We start from the raw sequence: 19,024 nt of genomic DNA, 5'->3' as shown, positions 1-19,024 counted from the left end.
GGAGTATCTTCACGTGGCATCACTTATCGAAAAACTTCTCCGCACGGGTGACAAAAAAACCCTGCGGCAACTGCGGAACTATGCCGACTCCATCAATGCGCTCGAAGACTCGTTCAAAACCTTCACGGATGCTGAGCTCCGCGAGGAAACAGACCACCTCCGCGCCCGCCACCAGGACGGCGAGCAACTGGACGATCTCCTCCCGGAGGCTTTCGCCGCCGTGCGCGAGGCCTCAACCCGCACCCTGGGCATGCGTCACTTTGACGTCCAGCTAATGGGTGGCGCCGCCCTCCACCTGGGCAATATCGCCGAAATGAAGACCGGCGAAGGCAAGACGCTCGTGGCCACCGCGCCGGCCTACCTTAATGCCCTCGCCGGCAATGGCGTCCACGTCATCACGGTGAACGACTACCTTGCCGAATACCAGTCAGACCTTATGGGCCGGGTCTACCGTTTCCTTGGCCTGACCAGCGGTTGCATCCTGTCCAACCAGGATCCCGCGGTGCGCCGGCAGCAGTACGCCGCGGACATCACCTACGGCACCAACAACGAATTCGGCTTTGACTACCTGCGCGACAACATGGCGTGGGACCAATCAGAGCTGGTCCAGCGTGGCCACAACTTCGCCATTGTTGATGAGGTCGACTCCATCCTCATCGACGAAGCCCGCACGCCGCTCATCATTTCCGGCCCTGCCCAGGGCAACACCAACCGGTGGTACAGCGAATTTGCCAAGGTGGTGCAGCGCCTGAAGGCCGGCGAGGACTACGAGGCGGACGAGAAGAAGCGCACCGTCGGTGTCCTGGAGAGCGGCATCGAAAAGGTGGAGGACTACCTGGGCATCCAGAACCTCTACGAATCCGCGAACACTCCGCTCATCGGGTTCCTGAACAACGCCATCAAGGCCAAGGAACTGTTCAAGCGGGACAAGGACTACGTCATCCTCGACGGCGAAGTGCTCATCGTTGACGAACACACTGGCCGCATCCTGGCCGGCCGCCGCTACAACGAGGGCATGCACCAGGCCATCGAGGCCAAGGAAGCCGTGGAGATCAAGGCCGAAAACCAGACCCTGGCCACGGTGACGCTCCAGAACTACTTCCGGATGTACTCCAAGCTGGCAGGCATGACCGGCACGGCCGAGACTGAGGCCGCCGAGTTCATGGGCACGTACAAGCTCGGCGTGGTGGCCATCCCCACCAACCGGGACATGCAGCGGATCGACCAGTCGGACCTCGTGTTCAAGAATGAAAAGGTGAAGTTCGACGCCGTCGTGAAGGACATTGCCGAGCGTCACGAACAGGGCCAGCCGATCCTTGTGGGCACAACGAGTGTCGAAAAAAGCGAATACCTCTCCGGGCTGCTCGCCAAGGAGGGCATCAGGCACGAAGTCCTGAACGCCAAGAACCACGCCCGTGAAGCGGCCATCGTGGCGCAGGCCGGACGCAAGGGTGCTGTCACGGTGGCCACCAACATGGCAGGCCGAGGCACTGACATCATGCTGGGCGGCAACGCCGAATTCACTGCGGTGGCCGATCTGGCCAAGCGAGGGCTGGACCCGGAAGAGAATTCCGAAGAGTACGAGGCCGCTTGGCCGGCTGCCCTGGAGACGGCCAAGCAGTCCGTAAAGGACGAACACGAGGAAGTACTGAACCTCGGCGGGCTGTATGTCCTGGGAACTGAGCGGCACGAGTCCCGCCGCATCGACAACCAGCTCCGTGGCCGCTCCGGCCGCCAGGGCGACCCCGGCGAATCACGCTTCTACCTCTCCCTGACCGATGACCTGATGCGGCTCTTCAACTCCGGCGCGGCCGAACGGTTGATGAACAGTTCCGTCCCGGATGATGTGGCGTTGGAATCCAAACTGGTTTCCCGGGCCATCGCGTCTGCCCAGGGCCAGGTTGAAGGCCGCAACGCCGAGCAGCGCAAGAACGTCCTCAAGTACGACGACGTCCTGAACCGCCAGCGCGAAGCCATCTACGGTGACCGCCGCCGGATCCTCGAAGGTGACGACCTGCACGAGAAGGTCCAGTTCTTCGTGGAGGACACCATCACCGCCCTGATCGACTCCGCCACGGCCGAAGGCAATGGCGATGACTGGGACTATACCCAGCTGTGGACCAACCTCAAGACGCTCTACCCCGTCAGCGTCACAGCGGATGAGATCATCGAGGAAGCCGGCGGCAAGTCCAAGCTCACTGTTGAATTCCTCAAGGAGGAGCTGCTCTCCGACGCCCGCGTGGTCTACCAGACACGGGAAGAGACCATCGGCGCCGAGAGCATGCGCGAGCTGGAACGCCGCGTGGTGCTGTCGGTCATCGGGCGCAAGTGGCAGGAACACCTCTATGAGATGGACTACCTCAAGGAAGGCATCGGACTGCGCGCAATGGCACAGCGTGACCCGCTGGTGGAATACCAGCGCGAGGGCTTTGTTATGTTCCAGAGCATGATGGAGGCCATCCGCGAGGAAAGCGTCGGGTTCCTGTTCAACCTTGAAGTTGAGGTGACTCCAGCCCAGGATGTGGTGGTGCCGGACGCAGCAGGTGGCCACACCGAGCGTGTTGAGCCGCAGATCCACGCTGCCGGCCTGGAAGCGCCCGAGAAGCCTGCCCAGCTGCAGTACACCGCTCCGGGCGAAGACGGCGCATCCCAGACCCGGGTGGAGGGTCGTGTCTCTTCACGGTCCGGAAATCCCGCCAAGGCTGCAGCGCAGGACGCCACCAAGCGTCCGGCCAAGAAAAAGCGCCGCTGACGGCAGGGATCGTGGCTGATCAGCCACAGGTCGACACTGCAATAGATCGTCACTGAAATAGTTCGACATTGGAAGTGCCCGGAGCCTCAGCTCCGGGCACTTCTGCATTCGCGGGCAAGCGGTTCAGCCGACCATAAACTCGGTCACGCGCCAGACCTGCTTGCTGCGCTCAAGCCGGACCGCTACAGCCCGTGCCCGGATGTCATCAACCACCACGGCGCTTGCCTCATAGATGCCCGGGGCGACCTCGCAGGCGCGGACTGAACGCACGATGGAGTTCTTGTGCAGCCGGGCCAGGGACGGCGAGGCAGAGCGCGACTGTTCGCGACGGATCAGGACCGCGCGGTGCTGCAGCACCGCGAGGCAGCGCGGATCCAGACGGCGGGCGAGCTGGTGGATCGGCCGGATGCCGGCGAGGACTTCCATGGCCGCCTGCACGGTGCTGCGTGTGATCGCCAGGATTTCGGAGGCTTCGTCTGCCGCACGCAGCGGCACGACCGGCGCGGTAGTGGTACGCGGAGGAACCTGGCGGACTGCTGCCGCGCGGCCCGGGTTGACCGTGGCGGAGCGGATTGGCGTAACTGCGTACATGTGATTCCCCTTAATCGTGAGCTGATGAATATCGGAACGTCGGTTAGGCCGTGGAAGGTGCTTTCAAAATCTGCCCGGGCAGCAGGACATGCGGGCTTTCGCCGATCCGGGATTTGTTGGCCTCGTACCAGCGGGGCCAGTGCAAGGCGACATCCACATCCGAAGCCGCCGGGCCCAAGTGGCGGGAAGCGATGTCCCAGAGTGTGTCGCCCGCCAGTACCGTGACCTCACTCAATGGCGACGGTGGGACCTGTTCCGCCCGGACGGGCTGGGCCGCCAGCAGGCCGGGGTCCGGGACCGGCGGGCTGGGACGCCAGTCTGGCCGGACCGCCGCCGCAGGAGTTTCGGTGGTCTGTCCTCCCGTGTCTGCAGGGTGTTTGCCCTCCGGTTCCGGGAGCTGCCGGTGGCCGCTTGTGGGAGACCACTGGGCCTGGATGGCTGCGCCGTGGACCGGTACGTCCTGCACCGCCACTTCCTGCGTGGGTACCCAGGCGGGTCCGGCCGGTGGGACGGCTGCGTGAGCCAGCGGTGCCGACAGTAGTTGCACCGACAGTGCGGCCACCGCGAGCCGGCGCATAAATGCCGGGCAGCACTTGCCGGCCCTGTCGGCGGCCCGCCGCCTGCCGCACCTGTCCAGGACGGCAGCCGCTGACGCCAAAACCATCGAGAAGATCCACCACGCCACGATGGCCAGCCCTGCGGCGACAGCCACGGCACCGAGTAGGTCATCGAGGTCCGGGCCTTGCCGGCGTGCTGTGGACAGTTGCCATCGGCCCACCATGCCCCCGCCGGCAACGCAGAGGAAGAATCCCAACAGGAGGATGGACGCCGCCATGACGGCGTCTGCGCGGAGCCCACGTGCTGTAGCTGCCGTCATGATGTTCCTATCTCATGTTGATGCTGTTTGATACTGCTTGATGCCATTTGATGTATCTAGGTTCAGTTTGACGCACTTATGCTGGATTTGTCCAGAGACTGGAGTGAAGTCGTTGGTGAATTGACCGCGAACAAACCCGCACCCTACGCTTGGCCCCATGCGTTGGGATGCTCTGTTCAGTGATATGGAGGCACAGTTCGCCGAGGGCGAGCGGCTGGCCGTCGATGCCGAGATCTCTGAGCGGGCAAGAGCGGAAACGGCCTCCGTCGTTCTGGCCGACCGCTTGCGGGGTTCCTTGAACAGCCACGTGGCCGTGTACCTGGCGTGTGGGCGCGCCTTCGAAGGAACCCTGAGCCATGCCGGCGCCGATGCGCTGGTCCTGAACGAGTTGCGTCGCCAGGTCCTGGTCCCGTACGGCGCGGTGGCACGCTATGCGGGACTTGGCCGCGGCTCCGTGGCCGAGACTTCGCAGGTGCGGCGCCGGATCGGATTGGCGCATGCGCTGCGGGGCCTGGCGCGGGACCGGGCCGAACTTGCAGTCACTCTGCGCCACGCGCCGGAAAGGGATACCGGGCTGGCCGGAGTCATCGACCGGGTGGGCAGTGACTTTTTGGACCTGGCGCTGGTCAGCCCCGGGGAGTTCCGGCGTGCATCACAGGTTCGGCAGGTAGCCACGATTCCGTTTGCGGCGCTGGGTGCCCTGCGGTCACGGAGTGCAGGGGAACTGTAGCCGCGAGCCGGAGTCTTTGTTCACCTAATGGGACTTTGCCGCCCGTTGAGGCGATTACCTGGACAAAAACTCAGCGGACAAGCGGTTGCGAGGGCTGACTCGCAAAGCCAAAATCAGCCTTGCTTGGCTTTGGCTTCCAGGATCATGCGGCTGGCCTCGGCGTAACGCTCTTCGATGTATTGCTCCAACATCTTTTCCTCGACGCGCCACTGCCCGCGGCCACCCACCTGGATGGCCTTCAGTTCTCCGCTGCGGACCAAGGCATAGGCCGCCGGCGAGTTGATTTGCAGCTGTTCAGCAACATCGGCGAGAGTCAGGAATCTGGGCATAGCTCCATTTTGCCATTGAAGGCGTCATCTGGTGCGGTTATCCACAGTTTGATGTTGTTTGGTCTTTTGACTTTTGTTCCGGGGCCCATGCCGTAACAATGAGGTGTCCGGACGCAGCCAGCCGCCTGGACCGGAGCTAGGGGGAGAAGAGCATGAGCCACGATGCTGTTACTACAGGTGCCAGGCTGAAACCGCCGTCGTGGAAGGATCCCCGGCTGCTGGTTGGCGTGCTGCTGGTCCTGGCATCGGTGGTGGGAGTGATCTCGCTGGTTGGCAGCGCTGATCAGACCACCGAGGTTTACGCCGCCCGGGACTCCATTGCGGTGGGTGAGAAGCTGACCGCGGACAATGTGGTCCGGGCCAAGGTCCGCCTGGGTGAGACCGAACAGCATTACGTCACCGTTGAAGCAGGGCTCCCCGACGGGTTGGTCGCAGTCCAAAGAATCGGCAAGAACCAATTGGTGCCCAAGGAAAGTCTGGCCACCGTGGATTCGTTGGACCGCAAGCCCGTGGCCGTGACCATTGAGGAAGCACTGCCGCCGCAGGCGGTTGCCGGGACCCGGGTGGACGTCTGGGTTGCCTTGCCGGATGCCCGCAACGGCTTCAGTGAGCCGAAGCTCCTGCTGCCCGGCGCGGAAATTGCACAGGTGACCGCCGGCACCACGGCCTTGGGGTCCTCCCGCAATACAGTGCTGATGGTGCTGGTTGCCGACGGCCAGATGCCGGCCATCCTCGGCGCGCAGGCGAACCAGGCCAAGATTTCAGTGGTGTGGAACCCGGGCGGGGCCTCATGAGTATCCCCGTGGTCACTGTGGGCCAGGCCCGCGAGGACGTGGTGGGCGGGTTGGAGCGGCTCCACGGTCCGGTCACGGTGGTCCGTCGCTGTACTGAACTGACGGAACTGCTGGCGGCCTGCCAGAGCGGCCTGGCACGGGCCGCGGTTGTGGCTGACGGCTGCGAGGGCCTGACTGCTTCGCTCGTTGATCGGCTCGGTGCCGTGGGCGTGGCGATCATCGCCCTCACGGATGACGCCGACGAGGCTGCCAGGCTGCGCGGGATCGGTGTGGCCTCCGCGCTGACCGGCGTAGAGTCCGCCGCCCTGGCCGGCAGGAGTGCCGAGGCCGTTGACCAGCTGACAGGCACCGCCAGGGATGCAACGTTCGGGAGCGGGCTGGGGGACACCAGCGCTGCGTTGCGTCAGCGTCCCGCAGTCCAGGCGGACGTGCCGCCGGCCTCCGGGGCGGGAAAGATCATTGCCGTGTGGGGTCCCGCCGGTTCACCCGGCCGGACCTTCGTCGCGGCCAACATCGCGGGGGAACTGGCTGCGGATGGGAAATCCGTGCTCCTCGTCGACGCCGACAGTTACGGGGCCAGCATCGCCGCAGTCCTGGGCCTGCTGGATGAATCTGCGGGGATCGCGCAGGCCTGCCGGCTTGCGGACCAGGGACTGCTCGACGCCGATGCGCTGCTGAAGGTGGCCACACCTGTCACCACCAAACTTGGAACTTTCCGGGTCCTGACCGGGATCACCCGGGCGGACAGGTGGACCGAACTACGGGCAGCAGCACTGTCGCTGGTGCTGGAACGCGCCAAGGAGGTTGCCGACGTCGTGGTTGTGGACACCGGCTTCTGCCTGGAGGCGGACGAGGAACTCAGCTTCGACACGATGGCTCCGCGCCGGAATGCCGCGACCCTGCGGACCCTGGAACTGGCGGACACCGTCTATGCCGTGGGGGCCGCCGATCCGGTGGGGGTTCCCCGGCTGGTCCGCGGACTCGCGGAGCTCGAGCTGGCAGTGCCGCACGTGTCGCCTGTTGTGGTGATGAACAAGGTCCGGGCGGCGGCGGTGGGGAGATCCCCGGAGCGACAGCTGAAGGATGCGTGGGGGCGGTATGGCCCGTCGGCGGAGATCGCAGCCTTCCTGCCGGCGGACAGCCCCGCAGCTGACGCCGCGCTGCTCGGCGGCTCTTTGCTGCTCGAAACAGCGCCGGATTCCAAGCTCAGGCGGGCGATCGCCGATTTGGTTTGTGCAGCTGTCCAGCGATCTTCCCGATCCTCTGTATTTTCTTCCACACCGAGGCTTCGGCGAAAGGGCTAGGCTCACCGTAGGAGCTGCAACGGTGCAGCATCAAACTTGTGATGGAGGCGTTTGTTGATGTCGTCTGGATCCAGCGTGGAGGATCAAGCCTTGGCTATTGGTGACCGGGAGGGGTTCCTGGCGGATTATTACCAGCACCTTGCCGAAGAAGATGCCCGGACTTATTCCCCGGAGGTGCTGGCCAGCCGGGCGGAAACCCACCGCGGTGTCGCCGCGAACCGGCAGCCGGGCCAGGCGAAGGTTTCCATCGTCAACGAGGCGGACAGCAGCGTCGTCTACGTCGTCACGGACGATATGCCTTTCCTTGTTGACTCGGTCAACGCCGAGCTTGTTCGCCAGAACGCCGCCATCGGACTTGTGCTTCATCCACTGTTCGTGGTGACCCGGAACCGGGAAACGGGACAGCTGGTCAAAGTTGACCGCGTCCCGTCCCATATCGGTCTCTCCAGCGGTGATACGGCCGCGATGCCTGTGCTGTCCCACCTCATCGCGCAGGGCGAAAACGCCTCCCACATGGAGTCGTGGATCGCCGTGGAAATCAACCGTGTCTCCGACGAGGCAAAGGCGTCGTTGCTGGACGGGCTGGACCGCATCCTGGGAGACGTGCGCGCCGCCGTCGAAGACTGGCCCAGGATGCGCAACAAGGCCCAACAGATTGCCGCGAGCCTCGACCAGGTGTCCCACCCGGCCCAGATTGCCGAACTGCGGCAGGCGCAGGATCTTCTGCGCTGGCTCGACGACGGCAACTTCACTTTCCTTGGATACCGTGAGTACCACCTCGTCAACGTCGACGGTGAAGATGTACTGGAACTGCGTGAAGACAGCGGTCTCGGACTGCTCCGGGCGAAGCCGGGCGCGCCGCATATGCAGCATCTCACCGACGCCGGCCGAAAAAAGGCCCGCGAAAAGCGGGCGCTCGTGATCACCAAGGCAAACTCACGGTCCACCGTCCACCGCCCCGCGTACCTTGACTACATCGGTGTGAAGAGTTTCGACGCGGCAGGCAACGTCAACGGCGAGCGCCGCTTTATCGGCCTGTTCGCAACCAGTGCCTACGCCGGATCCGTCCGGAACATCCCCGTCGTGCGTGAAAAAGTGGACGCCGTGCTGGGCAATGCCGGCTTCCCGCCGGACTCACACTCCGGCAAGGACCTTTTGGGGATCCTGGAGACGTACCCCCGCGACGAGCTGTTCCAGATCGAGACCGAGGACCTGGCGGCCACGGCAACCGGCATCCAGAGATTGCAGGAGCGGCGGCGGACCCGGCTGTTCCTCCGGCCGGACATCTACGGCCGTTTTATGTCCGCGGTGGTCTACCTTCCGCGTGACCGGTACACCACCAATGTCCGGCTCCGGATCGAGGAAGAACTGCGGACCACGTTCAAGGCTGAGTCCATCGACTACGAAGCGCGGATGACCGAATCGGCCCTCGCCCGCCTGTTCTTCCGGATCCGCCTGCCCAAGGGCAGCGAGGTCAGCCACTTCAACGCCGATGAGCTTGAAGCGCGGCTGGTCCGGGCAGCCCGTTCGTGGAGTGAGGGCATCGCTGAAGTCCTGCGGGAACGCGGCGCCGATGAACAGGCGAAGGAGCTCGCCGCGATCTGGTCGGAGGCTTTTCCGGCTGGCTACCGGGTGGATTACGAGGTTGAAGACGCGCTGGAGGACATCGCCCGGTTCGAGAAGTACGGGGCTGAGGCGGAGCGCACGGCCGGTGCCAGGCAGGAGCGGCCGGGCGTCCATGTGTACTTGCCCAAGGGTGCCGGTGAAGTCCTGGAGGAGGATGCCCGCGTCAAGCTGTACATGCTGGAGCCCAAGAGCCTGAGCCAGATCCTGCCGTTCTTCCATAACTTGGGACTCGAGGTGCTCGATGAGCGGCCCTTTGAGATCGAGACGGCTGACCAGCGGGATTTCTTCCTGTATGATCTCGGGCTGAAATACCCTGCCGGCATTGATCCGCTGGCTACGGGACAGCTGCTGGCTGACTCGTTCGGTGCCGCCGTATCCGGTGCCGTTGAGTCGGACAGTTTTGACCGGCTGGTGCTGCGTGAGGGGATGCAGTGGCGTCAGATCACTGTCCTGCGGGCCTATGCCCGGTACATGCGGCAGATGGGAAATACCAACTCGGTGGGCTTCATGGCGGACACGCTGCTCGCCAATCCCGATGTAACCAAGGCCCTGACGGCTCTTTTCGCGGCCCGGTTCGATCCCGCCCTGAGCGGGACTGAGCGCCTTGCGGCGCAGGAGAAAGCCCGCGGCGAGCTGTCAGCTGCCATCGACGAGGTGGCAACGCTCGACGCCGACCGTGTGCTGCGGACCCTGGCGAACCTGATCGAGGCGACCCTCCGCACCAACTACTTCCAGTACAAGACGCACCTGAGCTTCAAGCTCGATCCTGCCCGGATTGAGGGGCTGCCGTTCCCGCGGCCGATGTTCGAAATCTGGGTCTATTCCCCGCGGGTTGAGGGCGTCCACCTCCGCTTCGGCAAGGTGGCCCGCGGCGGCCTGCGCTGGTCTGACCGGCGCGAGGATTTCCGGACGGAGATCCTTGGCCTGGTCAAGGCGCAGACCGTCAAGAACGCGGTCATCGTCCCCACCGGCGCCAAAGGCGGCTTCTTCGCCAAGCAGCTGCCGGACCCCGCCGCGGACCGCGCGGCCTGGATGGCTGAGGGTGTTGAAAGCTACAAGACGTTCATCCGGGGCCTGCTGGACCTCACTGACAACCTCGTCACCGGAGCTGAGGGCGAAACTGTAGTGCCGCCGTCGGACGTTGTCAGGCACGACGACGACGATTCCTACCTTGTCGTGGCGGCGGACAAGGGGACGGCCACGTTCTCGGACATCGCCAACGGGCTGGCCGCAGAATACGGGTTCTGGCTCGGTGACGCGTTCGCCTCCGGAGGTTCGGTGGGTTACGACCACAAGGCCATGGGCATCACGGCCCGTGGCGCCTGGGAGTCGGTCAAACGTCACTTTAGCGAGCTCGACGTCGATACCCAGACCCAGCCGTTCAGCGTGGTGGGCGTGGGCGACATGTCAGGCGATGTGTTTGGCAACGGCATGCTCCTGTCTCGGCATATCCGGCTGCTGGCAGCGTTCGACCACCGGCACATCTTCCTTGACCCCGCACCGGAAACGGAATCGTCGTTCGTGGAACGCCGGAGGCTGTTCGAACTGCCGCGGTCCTCGTGGGACGACTACGACAAATCCCTCATTAGCGAAGGCGGCGGCGTGTACGCCCGCCAGGCCAAGTCCATTCCGGTCTCGCCGCAGGTCCGGGCCGCGCTGGGGCTGCCCGAGGCGACCACGGAGCTGAGCCCGCCGGAACTCCTCCGCGCCATCCTGCTGGCCCCCGCCGATCTGCTGTACAACGGCGGGATCGGGACGTATGTCAAGGCCAGCACGGAGACCAATGCCTCCGTGGGTGACAAGGCCAACGACGCGATCCGCGTGGATGGCAAGGACCTGCGGGTCAAGGTGGTGGGCGAAGGCGGAAACCTGGGCATGACCCAGCGCGGCCGCATTGAAGCAGCCCTGCAGGGGGTCATCCTGAACACTGACGCGATCGACAACTCGGCCGGCGTCGACTGCTCCGACCATGAAGTGAACATCAAGATCTTTGTGGACCGGATGGTGGCTGCGGACAAACTGACCCCGGAGGAACGGGCAGGCTTCCTCGCCTCCATGACGGACGAGGTGGGTCGGCTGGTCCTCGAGGACAACGTGGACCAGAACATCCTGCTCCTGAATGACCGGATGCGGGTGGCCGAGTGGAGCCCCAGCTATGAGCGGCTCATGGACTGGCTGGAAAAATCGGCTGACCTGAAGCGCGACCTCGAAGCGCTGCCCAGCACCGAATCCCTGCGGGAGCGCCTAAGCCAGGGCCAGGGGCTGACGTCACCGGAGCTCTCGGTGCTGGCGGCCTACGCGAAGATCGAGCTGGCCTCGGCGCTGCGTGACAGCGACCTCGCCGACGATCCGTGGTTCCGCGGGACGCTGCGCGCGTACTTCCCGCAGCAGCTGCGCGAACGGTTCGACGCCGAACTGGACACCCATCCGCTGCGGCGCGAGATTATTGCCACGGTGGTGGCCAACGACATGATCAACATGGGCGGCATCACGTTCGCCTTCCGCACCATGGAGGAAACCTCGGCCACGGAGGTGGCTGTGGCCAAGTCCTTCGTGGCGCTCCGCGAGATCTTCGACCTGAACACCATGGTGGGGGAGTTGAACAGCCTGCCGGCGTCGTTCCCCACCGAACACTGGAGCACCGTCCACCTGGACATCCGCCGCCTGCTGGACCGTGCTGTCCGGTGGCTGCTGGCCCAGGGCGGCACGTCCCGGCCCATCGCGGAAACCGTGGCCGAATTCAAGCCGCTCCTGGACCCGATGCGCGCGCGGCTGCTGGATTATCTCCGTGGCGATGACCGTGACCGCGTTGTCAGCTGGCTGGAGACCGCGCACGGGTGGGACCTTCCGGACGGGCTTGCCTTCCGTTGGGCGGAGCTCTTCGAGAGCTTTGCCCTGCTGGACATCGCCAAGATCGTGCACGCCCGTAAGGAGCCGGTGGAGGAGATTGCGGCGGTTTACTACACAGTGTTCAATCGCTTCCACGCTGACTCGCTGCTGGAACGGATCAGCAGCCTGCCGCGCCAGGACAGGTGGCAGGCACTGGCCAGGGCCGCACTCCGGGATGACCTCTATTCCACCGTCTCGGACATGACGACGGCGGTACTCGAGTCGACGGCGTCCGGGGACTCCGCGGAGGACAGGCTGAAGGACTGGGAACGCCAGAATGCCGAGCAGCTGGGCAGGGCAAAGAGCATGTTTGACGAGGTCAACTCGCTCGAGGCCGACGACATGGCCTCACTGTCGGTAGCATTGAGGCTCTTGAGGTCAATCGTCCGACGCTAGGAATCCCGGCGTCGTAACTGGAGGTGCAGTGGCAATCTTTACGGACCCCATCAGGGAACACGCTGATTTCGGGCCGGGCGATGCCGAATGGCTGCACCTCCTGGTGGGCGACTGGCAGATGGTCGCTGACCTGGCTTTCGCTGACCTGGCGTTGTGGTTCCCACACCCGGATCACGGCTATGTGGCGCTGGCGCACGTCAGGCCGTCCACCACGCACACCGTGTTCCACGGTGACTTTGTGGGCGAGCCCATCCGGCAGGACCTGCAGCCGCTGGTGGACAAGGCCTGGAGCAGCCGCGCCATCGAGCGGTCCAGTGAGACCAACTGGAGCACGGACATGGCGTTGCGGGTGGAGGCTGTGCCGATGGTCCGGAACGGCCGGACCCTCGCTGTGGTGACCACTCACATGGACCTGTCCAGTTCCCGGATGCCGTCCCGCCTGGAGCTGACGTACCGGCAGTGCGCCTACGATCTCCTCCGGATGGGAACGCTGGGACTCTGGCCCGATTTTGCGTCGCCCACGGGTTCGCGCCGCGGCGCGCCTCGTGTGGGGGACGGGCTGATCAGGCTCGATGCCGAGGGAATCGTGCAGTACGCAAGCCCCAACGGGGTATCGGCTTTCCGGCGGCTGGGCGACGGCGAGTCGCTGGAAGGCCGTTCCCTGGCCGAAGTGACCGCCGGCCTGCTGAAGGACCGGCGGCTGGTTGACGAGACGCTGCCGCTGGTGGTGACGGGGCGGATGCCGTGGCGTAGTGAGATTGAATCCCGTGGTGTGAGCCTGTCGCTGCGGGCCATCCCGCTGCGGGATGAGCAGCAGCGCTTTGGTGCGCTGGTGCTGTGCCGGGACGTGTCCGAACTGCGGCGCCGGGAGATGGAACTCGTTACCAAGGATGCGACCATCCGCGAGATCCATCACAGGGTGAAAAACAACCTGCAGACCGTTGCCGCCCTGCTGCGTATGCAGTCCCGCCGGATGGTCAGCGACGAGGCCAAGCAGGGCCTGGAGCAGGCGATGCGGCGCGTGGCCACCATCGCGCTGGTCCACGAGACTCTTTCGCAGGGATTGGCGCAGAGCGTTGACTTCGACGAGCTGATCGGCCGCCAGTTCAGGCTTTCCGCAGAGGTCGCCTCGCCATCGCAGCAGGTCAAGACCGAGCGGTCCGGACTGTTTGGGGAACTGCCCAGCGACTTCGCCACCCCGCTGGCACTGGTCATCAATGAACTGGTGACCAACGCCGTCGAGCACGGGCTCGAAGGACGTACGGGCACCGTGTGGCTGATCGCGGACCGTTCCGAGGAGGAAGACGGCGAGGAACTGCTGACCGTCACGATTGCCGACGACGGTGTGGGACTGCCGGATACGCCGCACGTCGAGGGGCTGGGGCTGCAGATTGTCCGCACGCTGGTCACCAGTGAGCTGGGCGGCACCATCGCGTGGCACCCGCGCGACGGCGGCGGAACGGCTGTCCAGATCCGCCTCAGCCTGGCGGCCAGGTAGCCCGGGGACCTTGCCCGAGACTTAACAGCCGACGGCCGCAACCCGGAAGGGTTGCGGCCATCGTTGTGTGAGGCTGTTGGTGCTAGGGCCTTAAGGACCGAGCCTAGGAGGCGCGGCGGGCGCGTGCGGCGCGGCGCTTAAGGGCGCGGCGCTCGTCTTCGCTCATGCCGCCCCAGACGCCGGCGTCCTGGCCGGACTCGAGAGCCCACTGGAGGCACGTGTCAACGACGGGGCAGCGGCGGCAAACGCTTTTGGCTTCCTCAATCTGGAGGAGGGCAGGCCCTGTGTTTCCTACGGGGAAAAACAGTTCCGGGTCCTTGTCGAGGCACGCCGCGCGGTTACGCCAATCCATGCTGATCAGTTGCTCCAATTCTGGGATAAGCCGTTTGTGAAATAATTCACTAGTAGCTACAAAGGAAAAGGGCCCTGAGGGGCCCCCTTGGTCATCTCAGTCAAGCCTGTCATGTTAACGCTGTGTAAACAAGGGGTAATACAGCTTGAAATCCCCGGATAGCTGAGCGATACATCACACGGGCATTGCCGACCCCCGCCACTGTCCGACTATCTCCGGTAGGGTGCCAGTGTGTCAAGACCCCCCACGAACCCTGCAGATCCGTCGCCATCCACGCGCCCGCACGGCATTGTGGCGATAGCCCTTGTTGTTGCCGCCGAAGCCACCGCGCTATTGGTTGCCGCCGCCTGGTACGGCTACGAACTCCTGACCGGTGCACCGGTCCTGTCTTTTTGGGGAGCCGTATTTACTCTGGTCCTGCTGCTTGCTTTCTCGGCCTGGCTCTATTCGGTGGGGCACTTCCTCTTCCGTGGGCGCCGGTGGACGCGGGCAGCGGCGCTGGTGGCCCAGCTGTTTGTCCTGACTATCGGCGTCCCGACCCTTACCGGCGGCGTTATCTGGGCGGGGATCGCCATGGTGGTGCCGGCACTTGCGGCCATAGTGCTCCTGTTCGACAAACGCGTCATCAGCTACGCATCCCGGACAGGCGATTCGCCTCCGGCGTTCTAGGCGTGTTGCCGGCCATCTAGGCGGCCAATCCGTCCAGCGACTGATCCGGCGGTACCCAGCCCAGCTGGACGGCGGTGGCGCGGCCGTTCTGGATGAGAACGCTCCGTCCCGGTGGCGGGTTGGGATCCGCCTCGAAGCGGACCCCAAAGAGGTCGCCGTCCATAAAGGTCCGGGGCGCGATCAGGATGCCGCAGCCCAGGTTTCGCGCCTGGAGCGCCAGTGGAACCCGCTGGGCGAGTATCGGACTGTACCCCGCGGTCATCACCACCGTGATTCCGAGCGTGTTGAGGTCGGCAAGGTCGCGGGTGATGTCCTGCGGCAACAGGTCCGCATCGTCAACCAAAGCCACCGAGTTTCGTTCCAGACCGCCCGTGGTGGCTTGGCGCAGGATCCCGGACCAGAAGGCACCCGGTTCGGTGTCCTTCTCCGGCATAAGCCAGGGGCCTGCTTCAGGGTTGACCCTCGACAGGAGCCGCAGGAATGACGACTTGCCCGACGCCGGGCCGCCCAGCACGGCCAGTACTCCCCCCGCCGGCACCCGGACGGATATCGGTTCAAGTTCGTCGCCGCCCACGCCGATGCGGAGGACGCGCTGCCCCAGTGGGATCCTGCCTTTCAGTCCAGCCGGGATCTGAGGGGCCGCCCGGTTCAGGATCCGGGCCGCAGGAACCACGGCCGGCAGGGGCTCCACGCGGAATGGTCGACGCCGCAGGGAAGGCTCCGGCGCTTGGGCTACCCCCGGATCTGCGGCCTCAGCGCCGGCAGCCGTGTAGAACTGGCAGACTGCAGTTCTTCCACCCGACAGCGCGCCCACAGCGACGCCCCTTCCCACCGCGGGCGCTGTCGGAGGCAGTTTCGGCCAGGCAATCCGGCTGTCGTCGCTGGATCCGGTCGGGAAGTACACGCGGTTGGGAAGGGCTGCGAAGAACCTGGAAGTGACCAGTTCCCGCTGTCCTGAGATGATCACCGTGATACCGGCCCGGCTTCCATCACGGACAAGGTCATGGAGAACGTCCTCGGCCCACGCCAACGGCCCGGCACGGAAGGCCGAGAGCCAGGATCCCCAGCCAGCGATCACGAGCACAAGCGGTATGTCGTCGTCAGCGGCGGGACGTCCCAGCCGGAGTGACTGCTCCCGTGCCAGACGCTCCAGGATGCGTACGGCACGGCGAAGCTCGTGCAGTCCTGCCGTGGCGCCCACCCGGCAGTGGGAAGCCAACCCCACGAACGAACTGTCCGGGTCCAGCACATACAAGTGGGATTCGCGGGCGTGGGATGCCAAGCCGAGGACTGCCAGCCGGATGGCCTCGGGCACTCCTGATTCCGGTCCGCCAACAAGGGCCAGGTGTCCGTGGCCGGCAGGTTCCCAGATCAAGGGTGCGGTTCGCTGTTCGGCGGGCAGGTCCATCAGGCCGAGCGTTACGGACCAGCTGGTGGCACCGGCGTCGGCCTTGGTCCTGTCACTGGCGCCATCGTCGTCGTCAGCGTCGCCTTCTACGGTCCCGGGGGTAGACGAGCCTGCAGGTTCGGGGAGGAGACAGGGGAGCGGTGCAGCAATCGGCTTCCGGATGGCCGGACGGTTCATGGTCTCCCACAACGCGGACATGGAAGCTGTCAACGGGGCGGTTGCCTCGGCAGGCGTCGGTTCATGGCCGGCAGATCCGGAACCCCCCAGCACTGCAGGGGCATCGATGTACTCGGAGGCCAACCATACCGAGATCCCGGCGGGTTCGGATCGGATGGCTCCGGCTGTCAGGGATCCGGCCTGGAACTCCAGCGGAGCCTCCGTTCCGCGGGCCAGGTATGCCCGGCCCGGAGTATCGATGCTGATCCCGGCCGCGGCTTTCGAATTGATGATGTCAACGGATTCCATCTCCGACTGGACGCGCAACGCGATGCTGGTGGTGACGTTGGCGCGGATGTCGGCCGTCAGCGCGCCCTGGGGCCGTTGCGTGGCCATGATGAGGTGGATGCCCAGGGAACGGCCGATGGCGGCGATCCTCATCAATTCCCGGAGCGATTCGGGAGCATCCTCCACCAGCATCCGGAATTCATCTATGACAATTACAAGATGGGGGAGCGGCGACGCGCGGCCCGCCGACGTTGCCCGGAATGACGTCAGGTCCGGTGCCTGAACTGCCGCAAGGCTCTGTTCCCGGAATTTGATTTCGGCGCGGAGGGACTGCAGGGCGCGTTCGAGCTCATGGCTGCTCAGGTCGGTGAGCATACCCACACAGTGCGGGAGCCCGGTCAGGGGTCCGAGTCCGGAGCCGCCCTTGAAATCCACAAAGAGGAAGTTGATGCGGTCCGGCGCGTAGCTGAGGGCGAGAGCAACAGTGATGCTGCGCAGGAGTTCGGATTTGCCCGAGCCCGTGGTCCCGGCGACCAGCAGGTGGGGTCCGTCGTTTTGGAGGTCGAGTGTCCGGACACCTTCAAGACCGCGCCCGATGGGAACGGCAAGCCCGGGCCGGCTGCTGTTTGCTGACCATCGCCTGGATGTTTCGGGCGTGGAGTGGGGGAGCAGCTCTGCGAGCCGGCAGGACGTGGGGACGGTCCGTCCTGCGCTGCCGGGTCGGTTGGCATTCCTCGCCATGCGGCGGCAAAACCTGTTAAAGACGTCAATGGGCGCCAGATCAGGGGCGAAACGGATGCTTTCGTCACCGGCATTGAGCACTGACGAGCGTTCACCGAGTTCCACGGCGGCTGTAGTCAGCACGGTCGCGTCTTCGGGGGCATAGATGACCTGCCACCCGTATTCCAATGCCGTGGCGGTGATCTTGGCCGAGGACTCCGTGCCGTCCAAAAGCAGGAGCAGGCCGTGTCCATGGGCAGGCCCGAAGCCTCGCTTCAGCAGGGTCCCGAGAGTACTTGAGTTAATGGAAAGCGTGACACCGTCCAGATACCGTGCGGCCAGGGGGAGCTGCTCCGCCTTGCCGTGGATGACCACCCGGGTATCCCGGCCCAGCGGATAACCGGCAAGCTGCATCAGGAGTGAGCGCACCAGCCCGTCGACTGCGGCGCGTGGCCCGCGGATGCTGGTGAGGGGTCTGGCCGGACTGAGCGTGAGTGGCAGTCTACCGGCCGAAGGAATTGCACGGCCCGGATCCGTGGGCTCGAACCGGAGGTTGGCCGGCTGGATTGCCTGGCCCAGCCGCAGCCAGATGCCCTCGTTGGTGGCCGGCCCGGCCCGATCCCTTCCTGTTGTATCCCCGATGGTCAGGTCCGAGAGCGGCGGCGCGGCCCGCCGTCGTCGTTCCTGGTCTTGGGTGACGGCAGCCCTGACCGCGGCAGCCAGTTCGCGGCGTTGCCTGCGCCCAGCGATCACGGGCACGAGGATGGAGATCGCGGAGACGGCCGTGAAGGCCAGGAACATCCACATTCCGGTCACGACGGCAAGCCCTACGCCGATGACCACTGGCAGCACGGCCGTCAGGAGCAGCGCCGCGCGGTTCGTGGGATCGTCTCGGCGGCTGACAACCAACGTCTCATGGACATCCGTCCCCGCGTCGGCCAAGCCGTCACGCGAACGCTCAAGGAACACCAACGACATGGTGGAGTTGCCGCAACGAATGGTGGAGCCCGTCGAAATCACGGCATTCCGCACGCGCTCGCCGTCCACATCGGTGCCGTTGGCGCTGTCCAGATCAACAATCGTGATGGCTGTCTCGGTGACCACCAGGTGTGCATGGGCCCGCGAAACGTCGGCGTCTGGGATGAGAATGTCGGCATTGCTGCGGCCGATTGTGTACGTGCCGCGCCGCAGCGGCACAACTGTCCCCGCGCCGGAACCGCTGTGGACGGCCAATGCCAGTGACGCCGGAGTTTCGGAGCCGCGTGGCCGGGACCTGCGCGCCGTCAGGCCCGCTCCATCAACGAGCGTGGCTCCGTTGACCAGCGGAGGCTGTCCGAGCGTGAGCGAACTGACATCCCGGCCGTTGACGCTCACTGTGCCCGTCCCAAACCTGCAGGCCAGCGCTGCCTGCAGTTCCGCGCCGGCCGCCCCGCAAGGACCCTCAACGGTCAGTTCCACGGGCGATTCCTGCAGAGCTGCGCCCGGGCTCCGAACGAGCGTGCAGTGCAGCGGCATGATGCGAAGGTCCTAACGGTCAGCTTGTCTTTAAGCTAGCCATCATGCAGGCGGGTGTCGCGGGGGTGAAGGCCATATGTGGATAAGGGCGGGAGCGCCTCCGCGCGCCGATCGGCGACCGCCACGGGGT

At 65.1% G+C, this 19,024-nt stretch carries 12 protein-coding genes; 7 read left to right on the top strand and 5 right to left on the bottom strand.

Annotation, left to right across the window (positions count from 1 at the left end):
• The first annotated feature begins 13 nt into the window (after window positions 1-13).
• Window positions 14-2,752, top strand: coding sequence for a preprotein translocase subunit SecA (secA, locus tag NG701_RS10675; RefSeq protein ID WP_252567269.1), 2,739 nt, complete (start codon window positions 14-16; stop codon window positions 2,750-2,752).
• Between the two features lie 123 nt (window positions 2,753-2,875).
• On the opposite strand, the gene NG701_RS10670 is transcribed toward secA, so the two are convergent.
• Window positions 2,876-3,343 carry an Rv3235 family protein gene (locus tag NG701_RS10670; protein ID WP_252567267.1) on the bottom strand — a complete coding sequence of 156 codons (468 nt, stop codon included), beginning with the start codon at window positions 3,341-3,343 and terminating at the stop codon, window positions 2,876-2,878.
• A gap of 43 nt (window positions 3,344-3,386) precedes the next feature.
• The gene (locus NG701_RS10665) at window positions 3,387-4,220 is read right to left on the bottom strand and encodes a LysM peptidoglycan-binding domain-containing protein (RefSeq protein ID WP_252567265.1); all 834 of its coding nucleotides are present in this window, start codon (window positions 4,218-4,220) and stop codon (window positions 3,387-3,389) included.
• Between the two features lie 157 nt (window positions 4,221-4,377).
• Between NG701_RS10665 and NG701_RS10660 the strand changes: the two genes are divergently transcribed.
• Window positions 4,378-4,950 (top strand): hypothetical protein, encoded by a 573-nt coding sequence (locus NG701_RS10660; RefSeq protein WP_252567263.1) that lies wholly within the window; start codon window positions 4,378-4,380, stop codon window positions 4,948-4,950.
• A 113-nt stretch (window positions 4,951-5,063) separates the two neighbouring features.
• Here the strand turns inward: NG701_RS10660 and NG701_RS10655 are convergent, their stop codons facing one another.
• A complete protein-coding gene (locus tag NG701_RS10655) occupies window positions 5,064-5,279 on the bottom strand; it encodes a helix-turn-helix domain-containing protein (protein WP_252567261.1) in 216 nt (71 codons plus the stop codon).
• Between the two features lie 152 nt (window positions 5,280-5,431).
• Here NG701_RS10655 and NG701_RS10650 point away from each other — a divergent pair, with 152 nt between their 5' ends.
• Genes NG701_RS10650 through NG701_RS10635 form a run of 4 tightly spaced genes read left to right on the top strand, consistent with a single transcriptional unit; the run spans window position 5,432 to window position 13,786 of the window.
• Window positions 5,432-6,073: an SAF domain-containing protein gene (locus tag NG701_RS10650; protein ID WP_252567259.1), complete on the top strand. Its 642-nt coding sequence runs from the start codon at window positions 5,432-5,434 to the stop codon at window positions 6,071-6,073.
• On the top strand, window positions 6,070-7,377 hold the full coding sequence (locus tag NG701_RS10645) for a CpaE/TadZ family protein (protein ID WP_252567257.1): 1,308 nt from the start codon (window positions 6,070-6,072) through the stop codon (window positions 7,375-7,377). Before NG701_RS10650 ends, NG701_RS10645 begins: the two co-directional genes overlap by 4 nt.
• Window positions 7,378-7,434: 57 nt before the next feature.
• Complete coding sequence (locus NG701_RS10640) at window positions 7,435-12,288, top strand: NAD-glutamate dehydrogenase (protein WP_252567255.1); 4,854 nt, start codon at window positions 7,435-7,437, stop codon at window positions 12,286-12,288.
• A gap of 28 nt (window positions 12,289-12,316) precedes the next feature.
• The gene (locus NG701_RS10635) at window positions 12,317-13,786 is read left to right on the top strand and encodes a sensor histidine kinase (protein ID WP_056343739.1); all 1,470 of its coding nucleotides are present in this window, start codon (window positions 12,317-12,319) and stop codon (window positions 13,784-13,786) included.
• Between the two features lie 103 nt (window positions 13,787-13,889).
• On the opposite strand, the gene NG701_RS10630 is transcribed toward NG701_RS10635, so the two are convergent.
• On the bottom strand, window positions 13,890-14,138 hold the full coding sequence (locus NG701_RS10630; RefSeq protein ID WP_003804966.1) for a WhiB family transcriptional regulator: 249 nt from the start codon (window positions 14,136-14,138) through the stop codon (window positions 13,890-13,892).
• A gap of 231 nt (window positions 14,139-14,369) precedes the next feature.
• Between NG701_RS10630 and NG701_RS10625 the strand changes: the two genes are divergently transcribed.
• The gene (locus tag NG701_RS10625) at window positions 14,370-14,807 is read left to right on the top strand and encodes a hypothetical protein (protein ID WP_374208677.1); all 438 of its coding nucleotides are present in this window, start codon (window positions 14,370-14,372) and stop codon (window positions 14,805-14,807) included.
• Window positions 14,808-14,823: 16 nt separating this feature from the next.
• Here NG701_RS10625 and NG701_RS10620 read toward each other — a convergent pair whose 3' ends face one another.
• A complete protein-coding gene (locus tag NG701_RS10620) occupies window positions 14,824-18,837 on the bottom strand; it encodes a type VII secretion EssC family protein (protein WP_252567253.1) in 4,014 nt (1,337 codons plus the stop codon).
• Window positions 18,838-19,024: the final 187 nt, after the last annotated feature.

Source organism: Pseudarthrobacter cellobiosi (assembly GCF_023913815.1).
Classification (GTDB): Bacteria; Actinomycetota; Actinomycetes; order Actinomycetales; family Micrococcaceae; genus Arthrobacter; species Arthrobacter cellobiosi.
Note: the sequence above shows the minus strand (reverse complement) of the source record. Positions and strands in the feature narration are given on the sequence as shown.